16 protein-coding genes are annotated in these 19,960 nt (G+C 64.2%); 8 read left to right on the top strand and 8 right to left on the bottom strand.

Going from position 1 to position 19,960, the window contains the following annotated elements; genetic code table 11:
- Positions 1-269: 269 nt before the first annotated feature.
- Together Q8K09_RS09955 and Q8K09_RS09960 are read right to left on the bottom strand one after the other, a co-directional pair.
- Complete coding sequence (locus Q8K09_RS09955; RefSeq protein WP_305254809.1) at positions 270-740, bottom strand: hypothetical protein; 471 nt, start codon at positions 738-740, stop codon at positions 270-272.
- Positions 741-1,305: 565 nt separating this feature from the next.
- Positions 1,306-2,394, bottom strand: coding sequence for a substrate-binding domain-containing protein (locus tag Q8K09_RS09960; RefSeq protein WP_305254810.1), 1,089 nt, complete (start codon positions 2,392-2,394; stop codon positions 1,306-1,308).
- A 186-nt stretch (positions 2,395-2,580) separates the two neighbouring features.
- Here Q8K09_RS09960 and Q8K09_RS09965 point away from each other — a divergent pair, with 186 nt between their 5' ends.
- The 5 genes from Q8K09_RS09965 to Q8K09_RS09985 all read left to right on the top strand — a co-directional run bounded on the left by Q8K09_RS09965 (position 2,581) and on the right by Q8K09_RS09985 (position 9,322).
- Positions 2,581-3,075 carry a formate dehydrogenase subunit gamma gene (locus tag Q8K09_RS09965; RefSeq protein ID WP_305254811.1) on the top strand — a complete coding sequence of 165 codons (495 nt, stop codon included), beginning with the start codon at positions 2,581-2,583 and terminating at the stop codon, positions 3,073-3,075.
- The gene (locus tag Q8K09_RS09970; RefSeq protein ID WP_305254812.1) at positions 3,072-4,643 is read left to right on the top strand and encodes an NADH-quinone oxidoreductase subunit NuoF; all 1,572 of its coding nucleotides are present in this window, start codon (positions 3,072-3,074) and stop codon (positions 4,641-4,643) included. Before Q8K09_RS09965 ends, Q8K09_RS09970 begins: the two co-directional genes overlap by 4 nt.
- Positions 4,644-4,658: 15 nt before the next feature.
- A complete protein-coding gene (gene fdhF, locus Q8K09_RS09975; protein WP_305254813.1) occupies positions 4,659-7,502 on the top strand; it encodes a formate dehydrogenase subunit alpha in 2,844 nt (947 codons plus the stop codon).
- A gap of 214 nt (positions 7,503-7,716) precedes the next feature.
- Positions 7,717-7,965 carry a formate dehydrogenase subunit delta gene (locus tag Q8K09_RS09980; protein ID WP_305254814.1) on the top strand — a complete coding sequence of 83 codons (249 nt, stop codon included), beginning with the start codon at positions 7,717-7,719 and terminating at the stop codon, positions 7,963-7,965.
- 565 nt (positions 7,966-8,530) lie between these two features.
- Positions 8,531-9,322 (top strand): transglutaminase family protein, encoded by a 792-nt coding sequence (locus Q8K09_RS09985; RefSeq protein ID WP_305254815.1) that lies wholly within the window; start codon positions 8,531-8,533, stop codon positions 9,320-9,322.
- Here Q8K09_RS09985 and fdhD read toward each other — a convergent pair.
- Both fdhD and yrfG read right to left on the bottom strand, forming a co-directional pair.
- Complete coding sequence (gene fdhD, locus Q8K09_RS09990; RefSeq protein WP_305254816.1) at positions 9,316-10,173, bottom strand: formate dehydrogenase accessory sulfurtransferase FdhD; 858 nt, start codon at positions 10,171-10,173, stop codon at positions 9,316-9,318. The two genes, Q8K09_RS09985 and fdhD, sit on opposite strands and share 7 nt — an antisense overlap.
- 119 nt (positions 10,174-10,292) lie before the next feature.
- The gene (yrfG, locus tag Q8K09_RS09995) at positions 10,293-10,949 is read right to left on the bottom strand and encodes a GMP/IMP nucleotidase (protein WP_305254817.1); all 657 of its coding nucleotides are present in this window, start codon (positions 10,947-10,949) and stop codon (positions 10,293-10,295) included.
- A gap of 135 nt (positions 10,950-11,084) precedes the next feature.
- On the opposite strand from yrfG, the gene nudE reads away from it, so the two are divergent.
- Positions 11,085-11,651, top strand: coding sequence for an ADP compounds hydrolase NudE (nudE, locus tag Q8K09_RS10000; protein WP_305254818.1), 567 nt, complete (start codon positions 11,085-11,087; stop codon positions 11,649-11,651).
- Positions 11,648-12,469, top strand: coding sequence for a 3'(2'),5'-bisphosphate nucleotidase CysQ (gene cysQ, locus Q8K09_RS10005; RefSeq protein ID WP_305254819.1), 822 nt, complete (start codon positions 11,648-11,650; stop codon positions 12,467-12,469). The genes nudE and cysQ overlap by 4 nt, the downstream gene beginning before the upstream one ends.
- A gap of 170 nt (positions 12,470-12,639) precedes the next feature.
- On the opposite strand, the gene Q8K09_RS10010 is transcribed toward cysQ, so the two are convergent.
- Complete coding sequence (locus Q8K09_RS10010; RefSeq protein WP_305254820.1) at positions 12,640-14,565, bottom strand: beta-ketoacyl synthase; 1,926 nt, start codon at positions 14,563-14,565, stop codon at positions 12,640-12,642.
- 242 nt (positions 14,566-14,807) lie between these two features.
- Between Q8K09_RS10010 and Q8K09_RS10015 the strand changes: the two genes are divergently transcribed.
- Positions 14,808-16,457 carry an acyl-CoA synthetase gene (locus tag Q8K09_RS10015; RefSeq protein WP_305254821.1) on the top strand — a complete coding sequence of 550 codons (1,650 nt, stop codon included), beginning with the start codon at positions 14,808-14,810 and terminating at the stop codon, positions 16,455-16,457.
- A 163-nt stretch (positions 16,458-16,620) separates the two neighbouring features.
- Here Q8K09_RS10015 and arcC read toward each other — a convergent pair whose 3' ends face one another.
- The 3 genes from arcC to arcA form a co-directional block, all read right to left on the bottom strand.
- The gene (gene arcC, locus Q8K09_RS10020) at positions 16,621-17,550 is read right to left on the bottom strand and encodes a carbamate kinase (RefSeq protein WP_305254822.1); all 930 of its coding nucleotides are present in this window, start codon (positions 17,548-17,550) and stop codon (positions 16,621-16,623) included.
- Positions 17,551-17,625: 75 nt separating this feature from the next.
- Complete coding sequence (locus Q8K09_RS10025) at positions 17,626-18,636, bottom strand: ornithine carbamoyltransferase (RefSeq protein ID WP_305254823.1); 1,011 nt, start codon at positions 18,634-18,636, stop codon at positions 17,626-17,628.
- Between the two features lie 58 nt (positions 18,637-18,694).
- Positions 18,695-19,948 (bottom strand): arginine deiminase, encoded by a 1,254-nt coding sequence (arcA, locus tag Q8K09_RS10030; protein WP_305254824.1) that lies wholly within the window; start codon positions 19,946-19,948, stop codon positions 18,695-18,697.
- Positions 19,949-19,960: the final 12 nt, after the last annotated feature.

Below are 19,960 nucleotides of genomic sequence, written 5' to 3' on the forward strand. Positions count from 1 at the left end.
AGGGGCGAGCGTACTGCAGTGATGATTAGTGGCTTTTTGCTACATCGTGTAGATGTAGAGCGGAATAAGCACTTTTGGTTCCCCGGCGCAGGGCGCGGGCGCTCCTGCATCATTGTTAAGGCACGCAACGCGCCGGGATTTGGGAGGTGGCCCCGGATTGCGCGGGCGCTTATTTACACTACGAAGCAGTGGGGCGAGCGGTGATCCGCTTCAGCGCACCACGACCCACCGTGGTGAACTAACGCGAATAGCGCTCCCGGCTCCCCCTGTTAGTCGTGCCAGCCGCGATTGTGGCGCTTGCCGTGGTGGTGGCGATGGCCATGGCGGCGGTCGTCACGGTAGTGGCGTCTGTCGCCTCGATAATTACGATCGTCGTTACGGCTTGCATCGCCGTAGTTATTGCCGATGGCACCACCGGCACCACCGCCGAGCGCGGCGCCAATTAACCCGCCAGTTGTACCGCCCATTTGCTGGCCGATCACGTTGCCGCCTGCTGCGCCTAAGCCACCGCCAATGGCAGCTTCGGTTTTGTTGCCGTTGCGCGCGGCAACCGAGCCGCCTGCAGCGCCGCCAACACCGGCGCCAATGGCCGCGCCAGTGCTGCCGCCAATGTGCTGGCCGACCACCGAGCCCAACACTCCGCCCAGTGCGCCGCCGACGCCAGCTTTGATGTTATCGCCTGCCATTGCTTGTCCTGCGGCGAAGCCGAGGCTCAGTAGAAGCATCGAAATGTACTTCATGGAGAAGTTCTCTCAGTGGTTAAGTCGGTGGCGATGCTGGGGTCGATACGCTGGCCTGGCAAGCGTCTGCCGACAAGCGGTGCGCTTCGGTAAAGGTTATGTAAGTATCTGTTTTAGATAGAGAACTTTTAATGATTCAGGCGGTCACAGCTGGTTGTTCCAAGGCGGCCAGCGCGTTTTTGCAGGCTTTTTAACCGCTCTGTACCCGTTAACTGTGCGAGGAGATAAGCAGAGGTCGAGGCGGGCGCGTTGCCTCATGAGAACGACGGCGTTCCGACGAACGCTATCGCGGACAAGTCCGCTCCTACCCCGTCGGGCGGTGAACCTGTGGGAGCGGACTTGTCCGCGAAGCTTTTGCTGGCTATGTCCCCGTTTACTGTTACGAGGAGATAAGCCGAGTCGCGTTGCGCTTCGCCGCGTTGCTCCTCAGCGGAACGCCGCCCGGCCCAACCTGCTCGCGCGAGCCCTGTGCTGATGTATACGGGGCACTCTAGCCATTGCATGCAACACCTGGCGGGCACATAGCCTTCGCCTCAGCAGATGGCGTGGCTGACGTTTGCAGGCATCACAGCAGGCTCTCGCGGCTCCACTGTTCCAGCGCCTGGGCCAGTGGCAGCACCTCGCCGGGGCGGCTCAGGGCGTAGCCGGGCAGTTGGGCGATGCGCGCCTGGAACTCAGGGTTGTGCAGCACCTCGAGCAGGGCGCTCATGGCCGGCAGGGCCAGGCTGTCCTGGTGGCAGAGCAAGCAATAGTGCTCGCGAGCCATGGGGATAAAGGCCAGGCCGAACATGCGCGCCGCTGCCTCGACGCCGAAACCGACATCGGCCATGCCGCTGGCAACGAAGGCAGCTACCGCGGCGTGGGTGTATTCCTCGTTATGGAAGCCGTCGATGTTGGCGCTGTCGATCTGCGCTTGTTGCAGCAGGCTTTCCAGCAGCATGCGCGTGCCCGAGCCTTGTTCGCGGTTGACCAGGCGTAGACCGCTGCGCTGCAGGTCGGCCACCCCGGCGATGCCCAGCGGGTTGCCGGGGGCGAGGATCAACCCCTGGGTGCGCACGACGAAGGTGATCACTCGGTGCTCGGCGCGCAGCCACGGCTGGATGCGCGCCATGCTCAGGCTGCCCAGCGGCCCGGACGGTACGTGCAGGCCCGCGAGGTCGCAATCGCGGCGTTGCAGCGAGAGCATCGCCTCGACCCCGCTGCGAAACTGCAGCTCCCACTGCCAGCGGCTGTCCTGTTCCAGCCACTCGCGCAGCGCCGCCACCGCGAAGCCATGACTGGCATGGATGCGCAGGCCGGGGCGGGTCTCCTGCAGCGCGCGGTTGAGTTCCACCTCCAGCTCACCGGCCAGGTTGTCCAGTTGCGGCGCCAGGCGCGCGCGAATCCGTTGGTCGGCGCGCAACAGTTTTTCCCCGAGGCTGGTCAGGTGTGCACCCTTGCCGCGCTGCAGCTCGATCAACGGGCTGCCGAAGAAGGCTTGCCACTTGCCCAGCAGGTTCCAGGCATGCCGGTAGGAGTAGCCGCTACGGGCGGCGGCCTCGGTCAGCTTGCCGGTATCGTGAACGTTTTGCAGCAGGCTCATGCCTTGCGGGTCGAGGCTGCTGCCATCGGTCTGGTGAAAGCGCCAGCGCGGTTGGATCTCGATGCGGATCATATGTCCTCTGCTTCATATTTGATGCGGCGTAGCTGCATGTTAGCTTGGCTGTCCGTGGTTTTCATGACCTGCAAATAAGAACTCAATTTCATATGTTGTGCGCCTGACGGGTCGCTCAATCGCTCGCCGGATAATTTCGGCGGGCAGTGGCGGCCACCACCCCGCACAGCGGCCGGAGCCTCGAACATGGCTAAGCTTGCCCAGCATGCCGACTTACCGCAGTACCAGGCCGTCACCCGCGAGGTGTTAGCGGCGCATCGCGACGAACCAGGCGCCCTGCTGCCTATTCTTCACGACATTCAGGAGCGTCTCGGCGCGGTGCCGCCCGAGGTGTTGCCGATGATCGCCGAAGACCTCTGCCTGTCGCGCGCCGAAGTGCACGGTGTGGTCAGTTTCTACCATGATTTTCGCGCCACGGCGCCGGGGCGTGTGCACCTCAAGCTGTGCCAGGCCGAGGCCTGCCAATCGATGGGTGCCAAGGCGCTGACCGCTGAGCTGCAGGACAAACTCGGCCTGCAGTTGGGCGAGACCCGTGAAGACGGCAGCCTGACATTGGACGCGGTGTATTGCCTGGGCAACTGCGCTTGCGCCCCGAGCGCCATGCTCAACGGCGAGCTGTACGGCCGGGTCGACGTCGAGGATCTGCTGGATTTGGTAGAAGAACAGGAGGCGCGGCTATGAGTTCGCCAATCACCGTTTACGTACCGCGTGACGCCAGCGCCCTGAGCCTGGGTGCCGACAAGGTCGCCCGGGCCATCGTCGCCGAGGCCGCTGCGCGCAATATCGAGGTGCGCCTGGTGCGCAACGGTTCGCGCGGGCTGTTCTGGCTCGAGCCGCTGGTCGAGGTCGCCACCCCGGCCGGTCGCGTTGCCTATGGTCCGGTCAAGGCCCGTGACGTCGGCGGATTGTTCGACGCCGGTTTTCTCGACGGCGGCGAGCACCCGCAGGCGCTCGGCCTGACCGAAGAAATCGACTACCTCAAACGCCAGGAGCGCCTGACCTTCGCCCGCGCCGGGATCACCGATCCGCTGTCGCTGGCCGACTATATCGCCCACGACGGCTACCGCGGCCTCACGCGCGCGCTGGCAATCGGCTCAGAGGCGATCATCGCCGAGGTGCTCGACTCCGGCCTGCGCGGACGCGGCGGTGCGGCCTTTCCCACCGGCATCAAGTGGCGCACCGTGGCCGGCTGTACGGCGGCGCAGAAGTACATCGTCTGCAACGCCGACGAGGGCGACTCGGGCACCTTCTCCGACCGCATGGTGATGGAGGATGACCCCTTCGTGCTGATCGAGGGCATGACCATCGCCGCCCTGGCCGTCGGTGCGACTGAAGGCTATATCTACCTGCGCTCTGAATACCCGCACGCCGAGGCGGCGCTCACCGCTGCCATGGCCACCGCCTATGCCGAGGGTTACCTGGGCGACGACATTCTCGGCAGCGGCCAGCGCTTCCATCTGCACCTGCGCCGCGGCGCCGGCGCCTATGTCTGCGGTGAGGAAACCTCGCTGCTGGAAAGTCTCGAAGGCAAGCGCGGCGAAGTGCGGCCCAAGCCGCCGTTGCCGGCGATCGAGGGCCTGTTCGGCATGCCCACGGTTATCAACAACGTGATCTCGCTGGCCTCGGTGCCGATCATTCTCGACAAGGGCGGCGCCTACTACCGCGACTTCGGCATGGGCCGTTCGCTCGGCACCCTGCCGATCCAGCTGACCGGCAACATCGCCCGCGGCGGCCTGATCGAGAAAGCCTTCGGTATTACCCTGCGCGAGCTGCTTTACGACTACGGCGGCGGCTCGGCCACGGGTCGGCCGATCCGTGCGGTACAGGTCGGTGGCCCGCTCGGTGCCTACCTGCCGGAATCGCAATTCGACACGCCGCTGGATTACGAGGCTTTCGCCGCCCTCGGTGCGGTGCTTGGCCACGGCGGCATCGTGGTGTTCGACGACACCGTCGACCTGGCGCATATGGCGCGCTACGCCATGGAGTTCTGCGCGATCGAATCCTGCGGCAAGTGCACGCCCTGCCGGATCGGCTCGACCCGTGGCGAGGAGTTGCTCGAACAGATCATCGTCGCCCGTTCCGAAGGCCCGCAGCCGGGTCGCATCGAACTGCTCAAGAGTCTGTGCGACACCATGCTCGGCGGTTCGCTGTGCGCCCTCGGCGGCATGACGCCTTACCCGGTGCTGAGCGCCCTCAATCACTTTCCCGAAGACTTCGGCATGTCGAAAGACAGCGCCGCAGCCCGCTGAACCGGAGACACCGACATGGCCCTGTTTCGTGAACTCGACTATGGCACCCCGGCCCGTACCGGCGCCCCGGTAACCGTGGAAATCGACGGCCAGGCGATCAGTGTGCCGGCCGGCACCTCGCTGATGCGCGCCGCGCAAGAGGCCGGCATTGCGGTGCCCAAACTGTGCGCCAGCGACAGCCTGGAACCCTTCGGCTCGTGCCGCCTGTGCGTGGTGGAAATCGAAGGCCGGCGCGGCTTCCCGGCGTCCTGCACCACTCCGGTGGAAGCCGGGATGAAGGTGCGCACGCAAAGCCCGAAACTCGCCGAGCTGCGCCGCGGCACCATGGAGCTGTACATCTCCGATCACCCGCTGGACTGCCTGACTTGTTCGGCCAACGGCAACTGCGAGCTGCAGGACATGGCCGGCGTGGTTGGCCTGCGCGAAGTGCGCTACGACCCGGTGAAGACCCACCTGGCCGAGGCCAAGGACGAATCCAACCCCTATTTCACCTTCGACCCGGCCAAGTGCATCGTCTGCAACCGCTGCGTGCGCGCCTGTGAAGAAGTGCAGGGCACCTTCGCCCTGACCATCACCGGCCGTGGCTTCGATTCGCAGGTCAGTGCCGGGCAGAACGAGGACTTCCTCGATTCCGAGTGCGTGTCCTGCGGCGCCTGCGTGCAGGCCTGCCCGACCGCCACGCTGATGGAAAAGTCGGTGATCGAGATGGGCCAGGCCGAACGCAGCGTGACCACCACCTGCGCCTATTGCGGTGTTGGCTGCTCGTTCAAGGCCGAGATCAAGGGCAATGAAGTGGTGCGCATGGTGCCGAACAAGGATGGCCACGCCAACCACGGCCACTCCTGCGTCAAGGGCCGCTTTGCCTGGGGCTACGCCACCCACCCTGATCGCATTGCCGCGCCGATGATCCGCGAGAGCATCCATGACGCCTGGCGCACGGTCAGCTGGGACGAGGCGATCACCTATACCGCCAAGCGCTTCAAGGACATTCAGGCGCAGTACGGCCGCGACTCGGTCGGCGGCCTGACTTCATCGCGCTGCACCAACGAAGAGGCCTACCTGGTTCAGAAGCTGGTGCGCGCCGCCTTCGGCAACAACAACGTCGACACCTGTGCGCGGGTCTGTCATTCGCCGACCGGCTACGGCCTCAAGGTCACCCTCGGCGAATCCGCGGGTACCCAGGACTTCGACTCGGTGCTTTCCGCCGACGTGGTGCTGGTGATTGGTGCCAACCCCACCGACGGCCACCCGGTATTCGGCTCGCAGCTCAAGCGTCGTCTGCGCGAGGGCGCCAAGCTGATCGTCGCCGATCCGCGCGGCATCGACCTGGTGCGCGGCCCGCACGTCAAGGCCGACCATCACCTGCAACTGCGCCCGGGCAGCAACGTTGCCCTGCTCAACAGCCTGGCCCATGTCATCGTCACTGAAAATCTGGTGGACGAGGCCTTCGTCGCCGAGCGCTGCGAGGGTGAAGCCTTCGAGCAATGGCGCAGCTTTGTCGCCGAATCGCGGCACAGCCCCGAGGCCATGGCCGAGTTGACCGGCGTGCCAGCCACCACGGTGCGCGCCGCCGCGCGTCTCTACGCCACCGGCGGTAACGCCGCGATCTACTACGGCCTGGGCGTGACCGAACACAGCCAGGGTTCCTCGACCGTGATGGCGATCGCCAACCTGGCCATGGCCACCGGCAACATCGGCCGCGCCGGCGTCGGCGTCAACCCGCTGCGCGGGCAGAACAACGTGCAGGGTTCCTGCGACATGGGTTCCTTCCCTCACGAGCTGCCTGGCTACCGGCATGTCTCCGATCCGCTGGCGCGGGCGCAGTTCGAGCAATCCTGGGGCGTCAGCCTGCTCGACGAGCCGGGCCTGCGCATTCCTAACATGCTGGCGGCCGCGCATGCCGGCACCTTCAAGGGCATTTACATCCAGGGCGAGGACCCGGCGCAGTCCGATCCGGATACCCAGCACGTCACTGACGCGCTCAAGGCCATGGAGTGTGTGGTGGTGCAGGACCTGTTCCTCAACGAAACCGCCAAGTTCGCCCATGTGTTCCTGCCCGGCGCCTCCTTCCTGGAGAAGAACGGCACCTTCACCAATGCCGAGCGGCGTATCTCGCCGGTGCGCAAGGTGATGCCAGCCCTGGCCGGCAAGGAAGACTGGGAAGTGACCATGGCGCTGTCCAACGCCCTCGGTTACCCGATGAACTACACGCACCCGTCGCAGATCATGGACGAAATCGCCAGCCTGACGCCGACTTTCACCGGGGTCAGCTATGCCAAGCTCGAGCGCCTGGGCAGTATCCAGTGGCCGTGCAACGACGCCGCGCCGGAAGGTACGCCGATCATGCACGAGGATGCCTTCGTGCGCGGCAAGGGGCGCTTCATGGTTACCGAGTACATCGCCACCGAGGAGCGCACTTCGCGCAAGCGTCCGCTGATCCTCACCACCGGGCGGATTCTCTCGCAGTACAACGTCGGCGCGCAGACTCGACGTACCGCCAACGTCGCCTGGCATACCGAGGATCGCCTGGAGATTCACCCGGTGGATGCCGAGGACCGTGGAATCAACGACGGCGACTGGGTGTCGATCAACAGCCGTGCCGGCGAGACGGCGATGCGTGCGACCATCACCGAGCGGGTTCAGCCTGGGATTGTCTACACCACCTTCCACCACCCGGAGTCCGGTGCCAACGTGATCACTACCGACAACTCGGATTGGGCCACCAACTGCCCCGAGTACAAGGTCACTGCGGTGCAGATCAGTAAGGTTGAAACGCCTTCACAGTGGCAGGATGAGTTCCAGGCCTTTACCAGCGAGCAACTCGACCTGCTGCCGCAGATCAAGGTGGTGCAGCTGTGAGACCGCTCGCAATCATTCCCCGGCTCGTAGGGTGCGCCGTGCGCACCAGCCGTTCGGTTGTCACCGCTCGCGGCCTGAGCGAACGCCGCCCGACCAAACGTGGCCCGACCGATCGCGGCCCGACCAGACGTGGCCCGACCGATCGCGGCCCGACCGATCCAGCGCGGTCAGGCTCAACCTACGCGGCATGCCGATTAATCAGCGGAGCACGTCCATGGGCATGAACACCACGCAACTGATCAAGATGGCCAACCAGATCGGCGCCTTCTTCGCATCGCAGCCCAACCTCGAGCAGGCGCGTACGGATTTCGCCCTGCACCTGAAGAAACAATGGGACCCGCAAATGCGCATCGCGCTCTACGCACACATCGACGCCACCGCTGGCGAAGACCTCAGCGCCTTCGCCCTGGAGGCGTTGCAGGGTCTGCGTCAGCAGATCGAACCGCTGCCTAAGAGCGCCTGATTCACTGTCCGGCGCGCGACCGTGGTCAGACGTAACGCATCACGCGGGCTTGTTGTTCTGAGCAGCGCGGCGGGGATCAACGCACGCGCGGCGAGTACGTCGAGGCGAAGATAAGCCCCTATGGTTGTTTCTCAATCAGAGGGGGCTTAGTTCAATAGAACGCTGCCTTTTCCCATTACGAGCTAGCCGCAGTGGTGGTCGAAGTCACCCGCAGCGGATGCTGGCTGATCGATGCTAGCGGCGCTAGCAATGCAAGTGGATCCAGCGCTTTACCCATTCGCCATAGACAGCGTCCGCTCGAATGGCATAGTTTCTGATTAGAGTCGACCGGCGTACTTGCTCCAGCTGCCTGGGTTGGCTTTCATTCCTACCGAATATCTCCCTCAACGCGTCCCTGTGACAGGGCAAGAAGCGGCAAGGGCTTAAAGGGCGATAGCAAGGTTGAACAGCACCGTTATCGCGGTGGGGTGGTCCCAGCACCGCGCTCAAATCGCTCGCCTCTCTCACTGGGACTGCTTGGCGCAGCCCCATAACCATTCTGCAACGCTATAGGGCTTCTATGTGGATGCGCGCCACCTGCTTACTTGAATTCAATAGCTCGGTTGCGACGCCGTTTATCTTCATGCTGCGCCCACGCAGTGGCTGGCAGCAGTGGGTCGGTCGCGAACAATACCTGTTAATGCCCAGCGTATCGGCGGTTGAGTTCACCGATCCGTTTGGCAACCTTTGCCAGCGCCTGGTCGCGCCGGCCGGGCGATTCGCGGTCCACACCTCATTTGATGTCGAAGCAGCCGAAGCCTCTGATACCGCGCCCGGCGCTTACTTTGTCGAGGTGCAACAGTTACCTGAAGAAACCCTGCCATTCCTGCTGCCGAGTCGCTTCTGCGAGTCTGATCGCTGCACCCAGCTGGCCGCGTCTATCGTTGCCGGACGACTGCCGGGGTACGATCAATGCAGCGCGATCGTGGACTATATTCGCCGGACCATTGCCTATACGCCCGGAGCGGGCCAGCAAATTATCAGTGCTTGCGAGGTCAACGAGCGGTCACAGGCTGTCTGCCGTGACATGGCGCATCTGGGCATTGCCTGCTGTCGAGCGCTGTCGATCCCGGCGCGCATGGTCGTGGGCTACCTGGAAAACCTGCAGCCGATGGACCTGCATGCCTGGTTCGAGGCCTACGTAGGCGGGCGCTGGTACACCTTTGATCCAACCCAGGATAATGAGCAAGGCGGCAGGATTGCAGTCGCCTACGGTCGCGATGCGGCCGACGTGGCCATCTACACGCAGTTCGGCGATCCGGTTGAGTTGCTGCATATGCAGGTAACCGTGGAGCGAATCGCTGCACCGTCCTACTGACTGGTTTCTGTCTTTGCTTGCAGCGGCGCCGGGCTGTAGACCCGTGGTGCGCTACGGTGCGGCAGGTGGATCAGGTTGAGGCAATGGCGACGAGCCCAGTCCGTCGCCAGGTCGGTGGGGGCGGAGAGGCTGACCAGGGTGCCGATGCCGGCGCGCACGGCCTTGTGGATCAGCTCCAGGCTGCAGCGGCTGGTGACCACGGCGAAGCCCTGGCAAGGTTCCAATTGCTCGCGCAGCAGGGCGCCGATCAGCTTGTCCAGGGCGTTATGGCGACCGATGTCCTCGCGGCACAGGCGTAGCGCGCCGCTGCCATCGACGAAGGCAGCGGCGTGCAGTGCGCCGCTGTGGCGAGCCAGACGTTGTGCTTCGGCGAGGCGATCGCGCAGCGCATGCAGGTGGGCGGCTGGCGGAAGGGCGTGGGTCGGCAATACCGCGAGCTTGGGCAGGGCCTGCTCCAGTGCTTCCACCCCGCACAGGCCACAGCCACTGGTGCCGGCCAGCTGTCGCCGCTGCTGCTTGAGCGCCCAGAACGCGCGGTTGCTGATCTCTACCTCGGCGTTCAGGGCAGCGCCGCTGCGCGTGAGGCGGATGTCGTAGATCTCGTCGATCGAGTCGACCAGACCGCCGCTCAGGCTGAAACCGGCGATAAAGTCTTCCACCGTCGAGGGCGAGACCATCATTACCGCATGGCTGATGCCGTTGTAGCTGATGGCCAGCGCGCACTCTTCGGCCAGTACGGCATCGGCCACCACGCTCGGCGTGCCCAGTTCGGCGTAGGCATAGACCTCGCCCGCATGCGTGTGCGCGTCGGAGGCCTGGGCTGCGGGAGGCGTTAGTGCGGCGCGTGACATGGCTGGCGTCTCTTAATACGGCATATTGGCCTAGCCTAAGCCCGCCGGGCGCAGGCGTCTAATGAGGATTGACGCGATGCCGAGCGTGGATACTGGCAGGTCGTTTTCACGCGGGCCGCTCAGGGCAGCAGATCGCGGTAATCCTCCACCGCAGCGAATTCCTCGCTGTCCTTGGGGCCTTTGCGACTGTCCGGCTGGTGCACCGCCAGCAGGTGGCCGACCCCGAAGTCGCGGGCGCTGCGCAGGATCGGCAGGCTGTCATCGATAAACAGGCTGCGCGCCGGCTCGAAGCTGATGTCCTGTTGCAGGGCGAACCAGAATTGCTGGGCTTCCTTGGGGAAACCGTAGTCGTGGGAGCTGATCAGACGGTCGAAGTAGGGCGCCAGTTCGATCCTTTCCAGTTTCAGCGACAGCGAGTCGCGGTGGGCGTTGGTGATCAGCACCACGCGCTTGCCGGCGGCACGCACGGCAGCGAGAAAGGTATCGGCGTCCGGACGCAGGGCGATCAGGTGGGCCACCTCGCGCTTGAGGTCACGGATCGACAGGTTCAGCTCGCGGCTCCAGAAATCCGTGCAGTACCAGTTGAGCTGGCCGGCATGGGCATGGAACAGCGGCAGCAACTCGGCGTCGGCCAGCGCGCGGCTGATCCCGTGTAGCTCGGCATAGCGCTGCGGCAGGTGCTCTAGCCAGAAGTGATTGTCGAAGTGCAGGTCGAGCAACGTGCCGTCCATGTCCAGCAGTACGGTGTCGATCTCGGTCCAGGGCAGTGACGGCATGGTGGCTTCTTGTAGGCTGATTGCGGAGGTTGTCGCGAATCTGCCGACCGAGGTCGTGATCGCGCAATCTCCGACGGGGCTAATCGGAAAAGGCAGGGTATGATAACTCGCCACGCCACTCTCAGGAGCCGCCCCATGCGTCAGAAACCCACCGTACTCGCCCGCGAGATCGTCGCCAGCAGTCGTCTGTTTCGAGTCGAGGAGCTGCAGCTGCGCTTCGCCAACGGGGTGGAACGGACCTACGAGCGCCTGGTCGGTAAGGGCGTCGGTTACGGTGCAGTGATGATAGTGGCGCTGGCCGATGCCGAGCATGTGCTGCTGGTCGAGGAATACTGCGCCGGCACCGACGACTACCAGCTGTCGCTGCCCAAGGGGCTGATCGAACCGGGTGAGGACGTGCTGGCAGCGGCTGACCGCGAGCTCAAGGAAGAAGCCGGGTTCGGCGCGCGGCGACTCGAACTTCTGACCGAGTTGAGCTTGTCACCCGGCTATATGAGCCAGAAAATTCAAGTGGTGCTGGCTTCGGACCTATACCCGGAAAGCCTGCCCGGCGACGAACCGGAGCCGATGCGGGTCGACAGGGTCAACCTGCGCGAACTCTCCAGCCTGGTTCAGCACCCACAATTCAGCGAGGGCCGGGCCCTGGCCGCGCTCTACCTGGCGCGCGATCTGCTGACCCAGCGCGGAGACTTCGTCCTATGAGCCATCCCCTGATTCCAGCGGTCATCCAGTTGGTGCGCGAGGCCGGCGCGGCGATTCTGCCGCATTGGCGCGCTGGTGTGCTGGTGACCGAGAAGGCCGATGCGTCACCAGTGACCGCCGCCGACATGGCCGCCCATCACATCCTCAATGACGGCCTGATTGCACTCGACCCGAGTATCCCGGTGCTGTCCGAGGAGGACGCCGATATCGCCTTCGGCGAGCGTGCGCAATGGAGTCGCTGGTGGTTGGTCGATCCGCTGGATGGCACCAAGGAATTTATCGCCGGCAGTGAAGAGTTCACCGTCAACGTCGCGCTGATCGAGCATGGCCGGGTGGTGTTTGGCGTGGTCGGGATTCCGGCCAATGGTCGCTGCTACTCCGGCGGCGCTGGCCTGGGCGCCTGGCGCGCCGAAGCCGATGGTACGGAGCAGCCGATCAGCGTGCGCCTGCTCCCGGACGAAGCCTTTACCGTGGTCGCCAGCCGGCGTCACAGCAGCCCGGCCCAGGAGCGCCTGCTGGAGGGCCTGAGCGAACGCTTCGGCGACCTGCAGCTAGCCAGCGTCGGTAGCTCGCTGAAGTTCTGCCAGCTGGCCGAAGGCATTGCCGATTGCTACCCGCGCCTGGCGCCGACCTCGCAGTGGGACACCGCCGCCGCCCAGGGCGTGCTGGAAGGCGCCGGCGGCGAGGTGCTGACCCTCAAGGGCGAAGTGCTGACCTATGAAGCGCGTGAATCCTTGCTCAATCCATCCTTCCTCGCCTTGCCGGTTGCGGTCGAATGGCGCGCCGAACTGATCCAGCTGGCCCGCGCGCTGGATTGATCGGTAGCCCTGATGCAATCCGGGAAAATCGTTGCCAGAGCCCCCGGATTGCATCAGGGCTACGTACTGGCGAGTCTCGTAGGGTGCACGGGCCGCCTAGGCCGCGCGCACCAAGGCCCGCAGCACAACAGCCGGTGCGCATGGCGCACCCTACGGGGATAGCGCCGCGCTCAGTCGAGCATATCGCTGAAGCGCTCATCCTTCTTGAACACCAGCGGCTGGGCAAAGCCCGGTACCTTGATCTGCTCGGTACCCAACTCGATGGCTTTGTCGTCGATCAGGTCGCGGCCGAAGTTGTAGATGATGTCCAGCTGACCCTGCATGGCCTGTTCGTCATAGGCGCGGGCGGCGGCGCGGGTTTGTTCGCGGCGGCTGCAGTAGGCATCGAAGGCCTCGGCGCCGTGGCGCTTGCGCAGCATCCGCTCGACCACGTGGGGCGCCAGCACCACGGCGCTGGCGTTGTTGCCGCCAAAGCCCTTGGAGTTGATGAAGCACACATCGAGCTGCTGCGGCTCACGCTGGCGATCCGTGGTGGCGAAGCTCAGGTGCTGCTGGTGGACGTCGTCGGCGACCGCATCGATGGTCTTGATCCCGGGGATGACGCCGTACTTGAAACTGCCGAGGGCAGAGATCACCTGATCGCCGCTGGCGGTGGCCAGGGAGTGGCCGACGAAGGCCTTGGCCGCGGTTACTGGCCACTGTTCGATGGCGAAAGCGGCGGCGATGCGATCCAGTAGCTCGGACTCTGTGGTGCGGTTGGCCGGGGTGCTGGAGCCGTGGGCATGCACGAAGCTGCGCTGGCGCACGGCCTCGATGCCAAGCAGTTGCACAGCGCTGGCCACTGCCTTGGACACGGTCAGGTAATTGCCGGGGCCGGGGGCGGAAATGGATTTTTTGAAGCCATCGGCGTTGACGAATACATCCGGCACTGCGCCGTGGATGTCGGCGCCCAGCTCCAGGGCCAGTTCGTCGTCCATCAGCACCACGAACTGGCAGGCTTCGGCCAGGGTGAAGCCGCAGTTGTCACCAAACGGTCGGCTGGCGCGGCGGAAGTTCACCTCGCCTTGGGCCAACTGCGCTTTGCCTTCGATCTGGCGCAGGCCTTCTTCGGTGGCCAGCGCGCCCATGGCACCGTAACCCTCGATGCATTCCTGGTTGATCGGCGCTTCGCTGCTGCCGACGATCACCACCCGGGCCTTGCCCGCGGTGATCTGCTCGATGCCCTTCTGCAGGTTGTAGAGGAAGGTGGCGCAGGCGCCGGTGATGCTGCCGGTGCTGCCGACGCTGCCGAGCACGTAGGCATTGATGAAATCCGCCGGCATGCTGTTGAGGCCCAGGGCCAGCTGCTTGGCGGTGACCCGGCCGCCCTTGAGGCGCGATTGCATCATGCCGCCGAAGCCGTTTTCGTCGAGCTGGCTCATGATGCAGCTGGCGAATACTGCCACTTCATCCGGTTGCACCCGGTCGACAATCGATTGCCAGGGTAGGCCGGTCGAGCGCAGGGCGTCGGTCACCCCAACAATCGCCATGCTCAGGCCGCGTGGGTGGAAACGCGAGTTGTAATGTTCGCTCGGTTCGAAACCGCTGGGCAGTTGCCCGGCGGATTTCACCGGCAGGGCGCGGTAGCTGTCGACCTTGAAATCGCAGCTGTCGTGCAGGGTGACACGCACCTCGGTGGCGTTGAGTTCCTCCACCGCCCAGTTGGCCGGCAGTGGCTCGGGCAGTTGCTTGCGGTTGCTGATGAAGCTCAGCGCGGTGCCGGGCACGCCGCTGACGCTGATGTTCTTCTGCCAATGGGCCGCGTCGACATCCAGGTGCTGTTTTTCGATGCGGCGCACCAGGGTCGAGGCGAGGATCTGTTCGGCAAAGTGACTGTCGATATCGGCCAGGCTCAGCAGCGTGCCGTCGTCACGCTGGTAGCGGCCATTGATTACCTGCACCAGCTTCATCATCACGGCCAGGCCGGCGAGGGTTTCCTGGCGCGCGCGGGTGTCCATCGATTCGATGACGGTGCGGCGGAAGCTGTGGTGAAAGGAGCTGCGTCCGGCTGCGTTATAACCACCAAAACCAACAATCACGGGTAAGCGAGACTTCACGCGGAAACTCCTTCAAATAAAAACGCCGGACAAGCTCAGATTAAGCAATACCTGCTTGTCGCTCGCCTGGGAACCCATAAACACGGGAACATTCAATGGGGCGAGCAGTGGCTCGATTGTTCGGATGACTATGCTGACGTGATTTCTGACCCGTGAGTCACTGCTTCGACCAAGGTCGCGCTTCGGCAAGGCCATACTCCTGCTAACGTTTGCGCAGCCCAAGGTCTTGCTGGAGAACAATAATGCACAGCCTCAACCCCTACGAATATGGCATGCCGCGCGATGCGGCGAACTTTCAGGCGCTTAGCCCGCTGAGCTTTCTTGAGCGCGCGGGGAGCGTCTATCCGCAGCGCACTGCGCTGATCAACGGTCGTTTGCGCCAGACCTGGGGTGAAACCTACAGCCGCTGTATTCGCCTGGCCTCGGCTCTGGCCCAGCGCGGCATCGGTCTGGGCGACACGGTGGCGGTGATCGCGCCGAACGGCCCGGCGATGTTCGAAGCGCACTTCGGCGTGCCCATGTGCGGTGCGGTGCTGAATGCCATCAACACCCGGCTGGATGCCGAGGCCATCGCCTTCATCCTGCAGCATGGCGAAGCCAAGGTGCTGCTGGTCGACAAGGAGTTCGGCGAGTTGGTGCAGCGCGCCACCAGCCACCTGCCCAATCGTCCGCTGATCATCGGTATCGACGACCCGGAATATCAGGATGGCCAACTGATCGGCCAGTTCGACTACGAGGCGCTGCTGGCTGAAGGTGACGCCGACTATGCCTGGCAGATGCCCGCCGACGAGTGGCAGGCGATCTCGCTCAACTACACCTCCGGCACCACCGGTAACCCCAAGGGCGTGGTTTACCACCACCGCGGCGCGCACCTGAATGCCCTGTCCAACGCCATGTGTTGGGACATGAGCCGCTTCCCGGTGTACCTGTGGACGCTGCCGATGTTTCACTGCAACGGCTGGTGCTTCCCCTGGGCGCTGGCAGCCTATGTCGGGGTCAACGTGTGCCTGCGCCATGTGCGCGCCGAAGCCATCTACCCGCTGATCGCCGAGCACGCGGTCGACCACTTCTGTGGCGCGCCGATTGTGCTGAATATGCTGGCCAATGCCGCCGATGACCTGAAGGCGCTGAAGACCTGTCCAGTCAAGGTGCTGACCGCCGGCGCCGCGCCACCTGCAGCGGTGATCGAGGCCATGGAAGCCATGGAATTCCGCGTCACCCACGTCTACGGCCTGACCGAAACCTACGGCCCCAGCGTGGCCTGTGAGTGGAAAAGCGAGTGGGACAGCGAAACCCCTGAGCAGCGGGCGCGCCTCAAGTCCCGCCAGGGTGTGCGTGCGCCATTGCTCGACGGCCTGATGGTGGCAGATCCGGACAGCCTGGAGCCGGTGCCCAAGGACGGTCAGACCATCGGCGAGATCATGATGCGTGGCAACGTGGTGATGAAGGGCTACCTGAAGAACCCCACCGCCACTGCCGAGTGCTTTGCTGGTGGCTGGTTCCATTCTGGCGACCTGGCGGTGTGGCATGCCGACGGTTACGTCGAGATCAAGGATCGCTCCAAGGACATCATCATTTCTGGTGGCGAGAACATCTCCTCGATCGAGGTGGAAGATGTGCTCTACCGCCATCCGCAGATTCTTGAGGCCGCGGTAGTCGCCATGCCCAGCGACAAATGGGGCGAAACCCCGTGCGCCTTCGTCACCCCCAAGCCGGGTGTCGAGCTGACGGCGGCTGAGGTGATTGCCTTCTGCCAGCAACGCATGGCGCGCTTCAAGGTGCCCGGTTGTGTGGTGTTCACCGCCCTGCCGAAAACCTCCACCGGCAAGGTGCAGAAGTTCGTGCTGCGCGAACAGGCCAAGGCCATCGCAGCAAACGGCAAGGTGGCGTAGCCGCTGGCCTGTAGGTTGGCGCCGAGCGCAGCGGCCGACAGGCGATGCTGCTGCGCTTTTGTAGCCCGGATGAAATCCGGGGGAAGATCCCACGGCCGACACCGCTCCCCGGATTGCATCCGGGCTACATATCAGAAGCGGGTGGATAACCCCGGGGTTCACTTCAACGGTACTGAATCCCCTCGGCAGCAACGCTGATCCGTGTACCCGCCGTGCCTTGCACAATTCCCTCGATATCCTCCAGCGCACCGATCACTGCGGCCTTGCCGGTATGCCGGGCAAATTCGCAGGCAGCTTGCACCTTCGGCCCCATGGACCCCGCGGCAAAGGACAGCGTCTCCAGTGCGTCTGGATGGGCCTGGGCAATGGCCTTCTGGCTGGGCAGGCCCCAGTCGACGAACGCCGCGTTAACGTCGGTGGCGATCACCAGCAGGTCGGCGTCCAGTTGTTCGGCCAGCAGCGCCGAGCAGAGGTCCTTGTCGATCACCGCTTCGATGCCCTTGAGTTTGCGGTTTTCGTCGTAGACGGTGGGGATACCGCCGCCACCGGCGCAGATCACCACGGTGCCCTTTTCCAGCAGCCATTGAATCGGGCGGATCTCGAAGATCCGCATGGGCCTGGGGCTGGCGACCACCCGGCGATACTGATCGCCATCGGCGGCGATACTCCAGCCTTTCTCGCTGGCCAGGCGTTTGGCTTCGGCCTTGCTGTAGACCGGGCCGATCGGCTTGCTCGGGTGTTGAAAGGCGGGGTCGCTCGGGTCGACTTCGACCTGGGTCAGTAACGTGGCGAAGGGCACCTCGAAGGGCAGCAGGTTGCCCAGTTCCTGTTCGATCATGTAGCCGATCATGCCTTCAGTTTCGGCGCCAAGGACGTCCAGCGGGTAGGCGTCGGTGGCGCCATAGGCGGCATTCTGCAAGGCCAACAGCCCAACTTGCGGGCCGTTGCCGTGGGCAATTACCAGTTGCTTGCCGGGGGCAATACGGGCGATCTGCACGCAGGCGCTGCGTACGTTGGCGCGCTGGTTCTCCGCGCTCAGGGGTTCGCCGCGGCGCAGCAGGGCGTTGCCACCCAGGGCGATGACGATACGCATAGTTGTTCTCCGTTCAATGCCCGGCGCAAACGCGTGCCGGGCGGCGGTTTTGCGGATTGCCTGCGGGCTATCCGGTCAAATATCGCCGAGGGTGGCGACCAATACCGCCTTGATCGTATGCATGCGATTCTCCGCCTGCTCGAAGGCAATGCAGGCCGGGGATTCGAACACCTGATCGGTTACTTCGATGCCGTCCGCCAGGTTCGGGTATTGCCCGGCGATCTGCTTACCCAGCGCGGTCTCGCTGTTATGCAGGGCCGGCAGGCAGTGCATGAACTTGGTTCGCGGGTTGCCGCTGGCGGCCATCAGCGCGGCGTTGACCTGATAGGGCAGGAGCAACTGGATGCGTTCGGCCCAGGCCTCGACCGGCTCACCCATGGAGACCCAGACATCGGTGTGGATGAAATCAACGCCCTGAACCGCCGCCTTGGCGTCTTCGGTTAGGGTCAGGCGTGCGCCACTTGCTGCGGCGAAGGCCTGGCACTGTTCGACCAGGGCCGCGTCTTGCCAGAGCGCCTTGGGCGCGGCGATGCGCACGTCCATGCCGAGCTTGGCACCGATCAATAGCAGCGAGTTGCCCATGTTGTTGCGCGCGTCACCGAGGTAGGCGTAGCTGATGTCGTGCAGCGGTTTGTCACTGTGCTCGCGCATGGTCAGCACGTCGGCGAGCATCTGCGTGGGGTGGTATTCATCGGTCAGGCCATTGAACACGGGCACCCCGGCGAAGGCGGCCAGTTCCTCGACGATTTCCTGATGGTAGCCGCGGTACTCGATGGCGTCGTACATGCGCCCGAGCACCCGTGCGGTGTCCTTCATGGTTTCCTTGTGACCGATCTGCGAGGAGCTTGGGTCGATGTAGGTGACGTTGGCGCCCTGGTCATAGGCCGCCACCTCGAAGGCGCAGCGGGTGCGGGTCGAGCTTTTCTCGAAGATCAGCGCGATGTTCTTGCGCTTGAGGTGCTGCTGCTCGGTGCCGGTGTATTTGGCACGCTTGAGGTCGCGGGCCAGGTCCAGCAGGTAGTGCAACTCCTGAGTAGTGTGGTGCATCAGGCTGAGCAGGCTGCGGTTGTGCAGGTTAAACGCCATGACAATTTCCTTTTGAGAAATGGGCGCGGCAGGCCTGGGTAAGGTCTGCCGTGCGTAATTAATAGTCGACAGGATCGCGGATGATCGGGCAGCTCATGCAATGACCGCCACCGCGGCCTCGGCCCAGTTCGCTGGCGTCGATGGTCACCACCTCGACCCCGGCCTTGCGCAGCAGGGTGTTGGTGTAGGTGTTGCGGTCGTAGCCGATCACTACGCCGGGTTCGAGGGCCAGTACGTTATTGCCGTCGTCCCACTGTTCGCGTTCGGCTTCGTAGCTGTCGCCGCCGGTTTGTACCGTGCGCAGTTGCTTGAGGTTGAGCGCTTCTGCCACCACCTGGATGAAGGGTTGCTCCTCGCGGCGAATGTCGATGCCGCCAGGTTTACTCGGGTCGGGGCGCAGGCTGAATGGCACTATCTGGTTGACCACATCGGGGAAGATGGTCACCAGGTCGCGGTCGCAGAAGCTGAACACGGTGTCCAGGTGCATGGCTGCGCGCGACTGCGGCAGGCCGGCGACGATCACGCGCTCGACCGCGCCTTTGGCGAACAAGTTCTGCGCCAGTTGGCCGATAGCCTGGCGCGAACTGCGCTCGCCCATGCCGATCAGCACGACACCGTTACCGATCGGCATCACATCGCCGCCCTCCAGGCTGGCCGAGCCGTGGTCGAGGTCAGGGTCGCCATACCAGGTGTCGAACTCGGCGTTGGCGAAGTCCGCGTGGAACTTGTAGATGGCGGTGGCCAGCAGGGTTTCCTGGCGCCGCGCCGGCCAGTGCATCGGGTTGAGGGTGACGCCGCCGTAGATCCAGCAGCTGGTGTCGCGGGTGAACAGGCTATTGGGCAGTGGCGGCAGAATGAAACTGGCCGGGCCGATGAAGTCGCCGAGCATCTTCAGGCTGGCGCTTTCGCCCAGGCCCTTGAGCAGGTCGACCACTGACACGCCGCCGATCAGGTGGTCGGCCAGGCGACGCGGCTCCAGGCCTTGCAGCCAGCTGCGCACTTCGTCCTGCAGGCCGATGCCCACCAGGTTGGCGGTGATCTTGCGGTCGAGTATCCATTGCAGGGCTGCGGGGTTTTGCACGGTGTCGGTGAGCAGGTTGTGCATCTCCACGACATCGACGCCGCGCTCGCGCATCTTGCTGACGAAGTCGAAGTGATCGCGCTTGGCCTGGCTGACCCAGATCACATCGTCGAACAGCAGTTCGTCGCAGTTGTTCGGGGTCAGGCGCAGGTGCGCCAGGCCGGGCGAGCAGACCAGTACCTTGCGCAGTTTGCCAACTTCGGAATGTACGCCGAGTGTTTGTGTAGGCATGTCGAACTCCTT

Source organism: Pseudomonas sp. (assembly GCF_030683065.1).
GTDB lineage: Bacteria > Pseudomonadota > Gammaproteobacteria > Pseudomonadales > Pseudomonadaceae > Aquipseudomonas.

What these genes read in the sequence shown, in the direction of transcription:
- nudE (WP_305254818.1), top strand. Translation starts at nt 11,085, where the DNA reads ATGCGTCAGAAACCCACCGTACTCGCCCGCGAGATCGTCGCCAGCAGT.
- Q8K09_RS09970 (WP_305254812.1), top strand. Translation starts at nt 3,072, where the DNA reads ATGAGTTCGCCAATCACCGTTTACGTACCGCGTGACGCCAGCGCCCTG.
- Q8K09_RS10015 (WP_305254821.1), top strand. Translation starts at nt 14,808, where the DNA reads ATGCACAGCCTCAACCCCTACGAATATGGCATGCCGCGCGATGCGGCG.
- Q8K09_RS09980 (WP_305254814.1), top strand. Translation starts at nt 7,717, where the DNA reads ATGGGCATGAACACCACGCAACTGATCAAGATGGCCAACCAGATCGGC.
- Q8K09_RS09960 (WP_305254810.1), bottom strand. Translation starts at nt 2,394, where the DNA reads ATGATCCGCATCGAGATCCAACCGCGCTGGCGCTTTCACCAGACCGAT.
- Q8K09_RS09965 (WP_305254811.1), top strand. Translation starts at nt 2,581, where the DNA reads ATGGCTAAGCTTGCCCAGCATGCCGACTTACCGCAGTACCAGGCCGTC.
- arcA (WP_305254824.1), bottom strand. Translation starts at nt 19,948, where the DNA reads ATGCCTACACAAACACTCGGCGTACATTCCGAAGTTGGCAAACTGCGC.
- yrfG (WP_305254817.1), bottom strand. Translation starts at nt 10,949, where the DNA reads ATGCCGTCACTGCCCTGGACCGAGATCGACACCGTACTGCTGGACATG.
- Q8K09_RS09985 (WP_305254815.1), top strand. Translation starts at nt 8,531, where the DNA reads ATGCGCGCCACCTGCTTACTTGAATTCAATAGCTCGGTTGCGACGCCG.
- Q8K09_RS10025 (WP_305254823.1), bottom strand. Translation starts at nt 18,636, where the DNA reads ATGGCGTTTAACCTGCACAACCGCAGCCTGCTCAGCCTGATGCACCAC.
- arcC (WP_305254822.1), bottom strand. Translation starts at nt 17,550, where the DNA reads ATGCGTATCGTCATCGCCCTGGGTGGCAACGCCCTGCTGCGCCGCGGC.
- fdhD (WP_305254816.1), bottom strand. Translation starts at nt 10,173, where the DNA reads ATGTCACGCGCCGCACTAACGCCTCCCGCAGCCCAGGCCTCCGACGCG.
- fdhF (WP_305254813.1), top strand. Translation starts at nt 4,659, where the DNA reads ATGGCCCTGTTTCGTGAACTCGACTATGGCACCCCGGCCCGTACCGGC.
- Q8K09_RS09955 (WP_305254809.1), bottom strand. Translation starts at nt 740, where the DNA reads ATGAAGTACATTTCGATGCTTCTACTGAGCCTCGGCTTCGCCGCAGGA.
- cysQ (WP_305254819.1), top strand. Translation starts at nt 11,648, where the DNA reads ATGAGCCATCCCCTGATTCCAGCGGTCATCCAGTTGGTGCGCGAGGCC.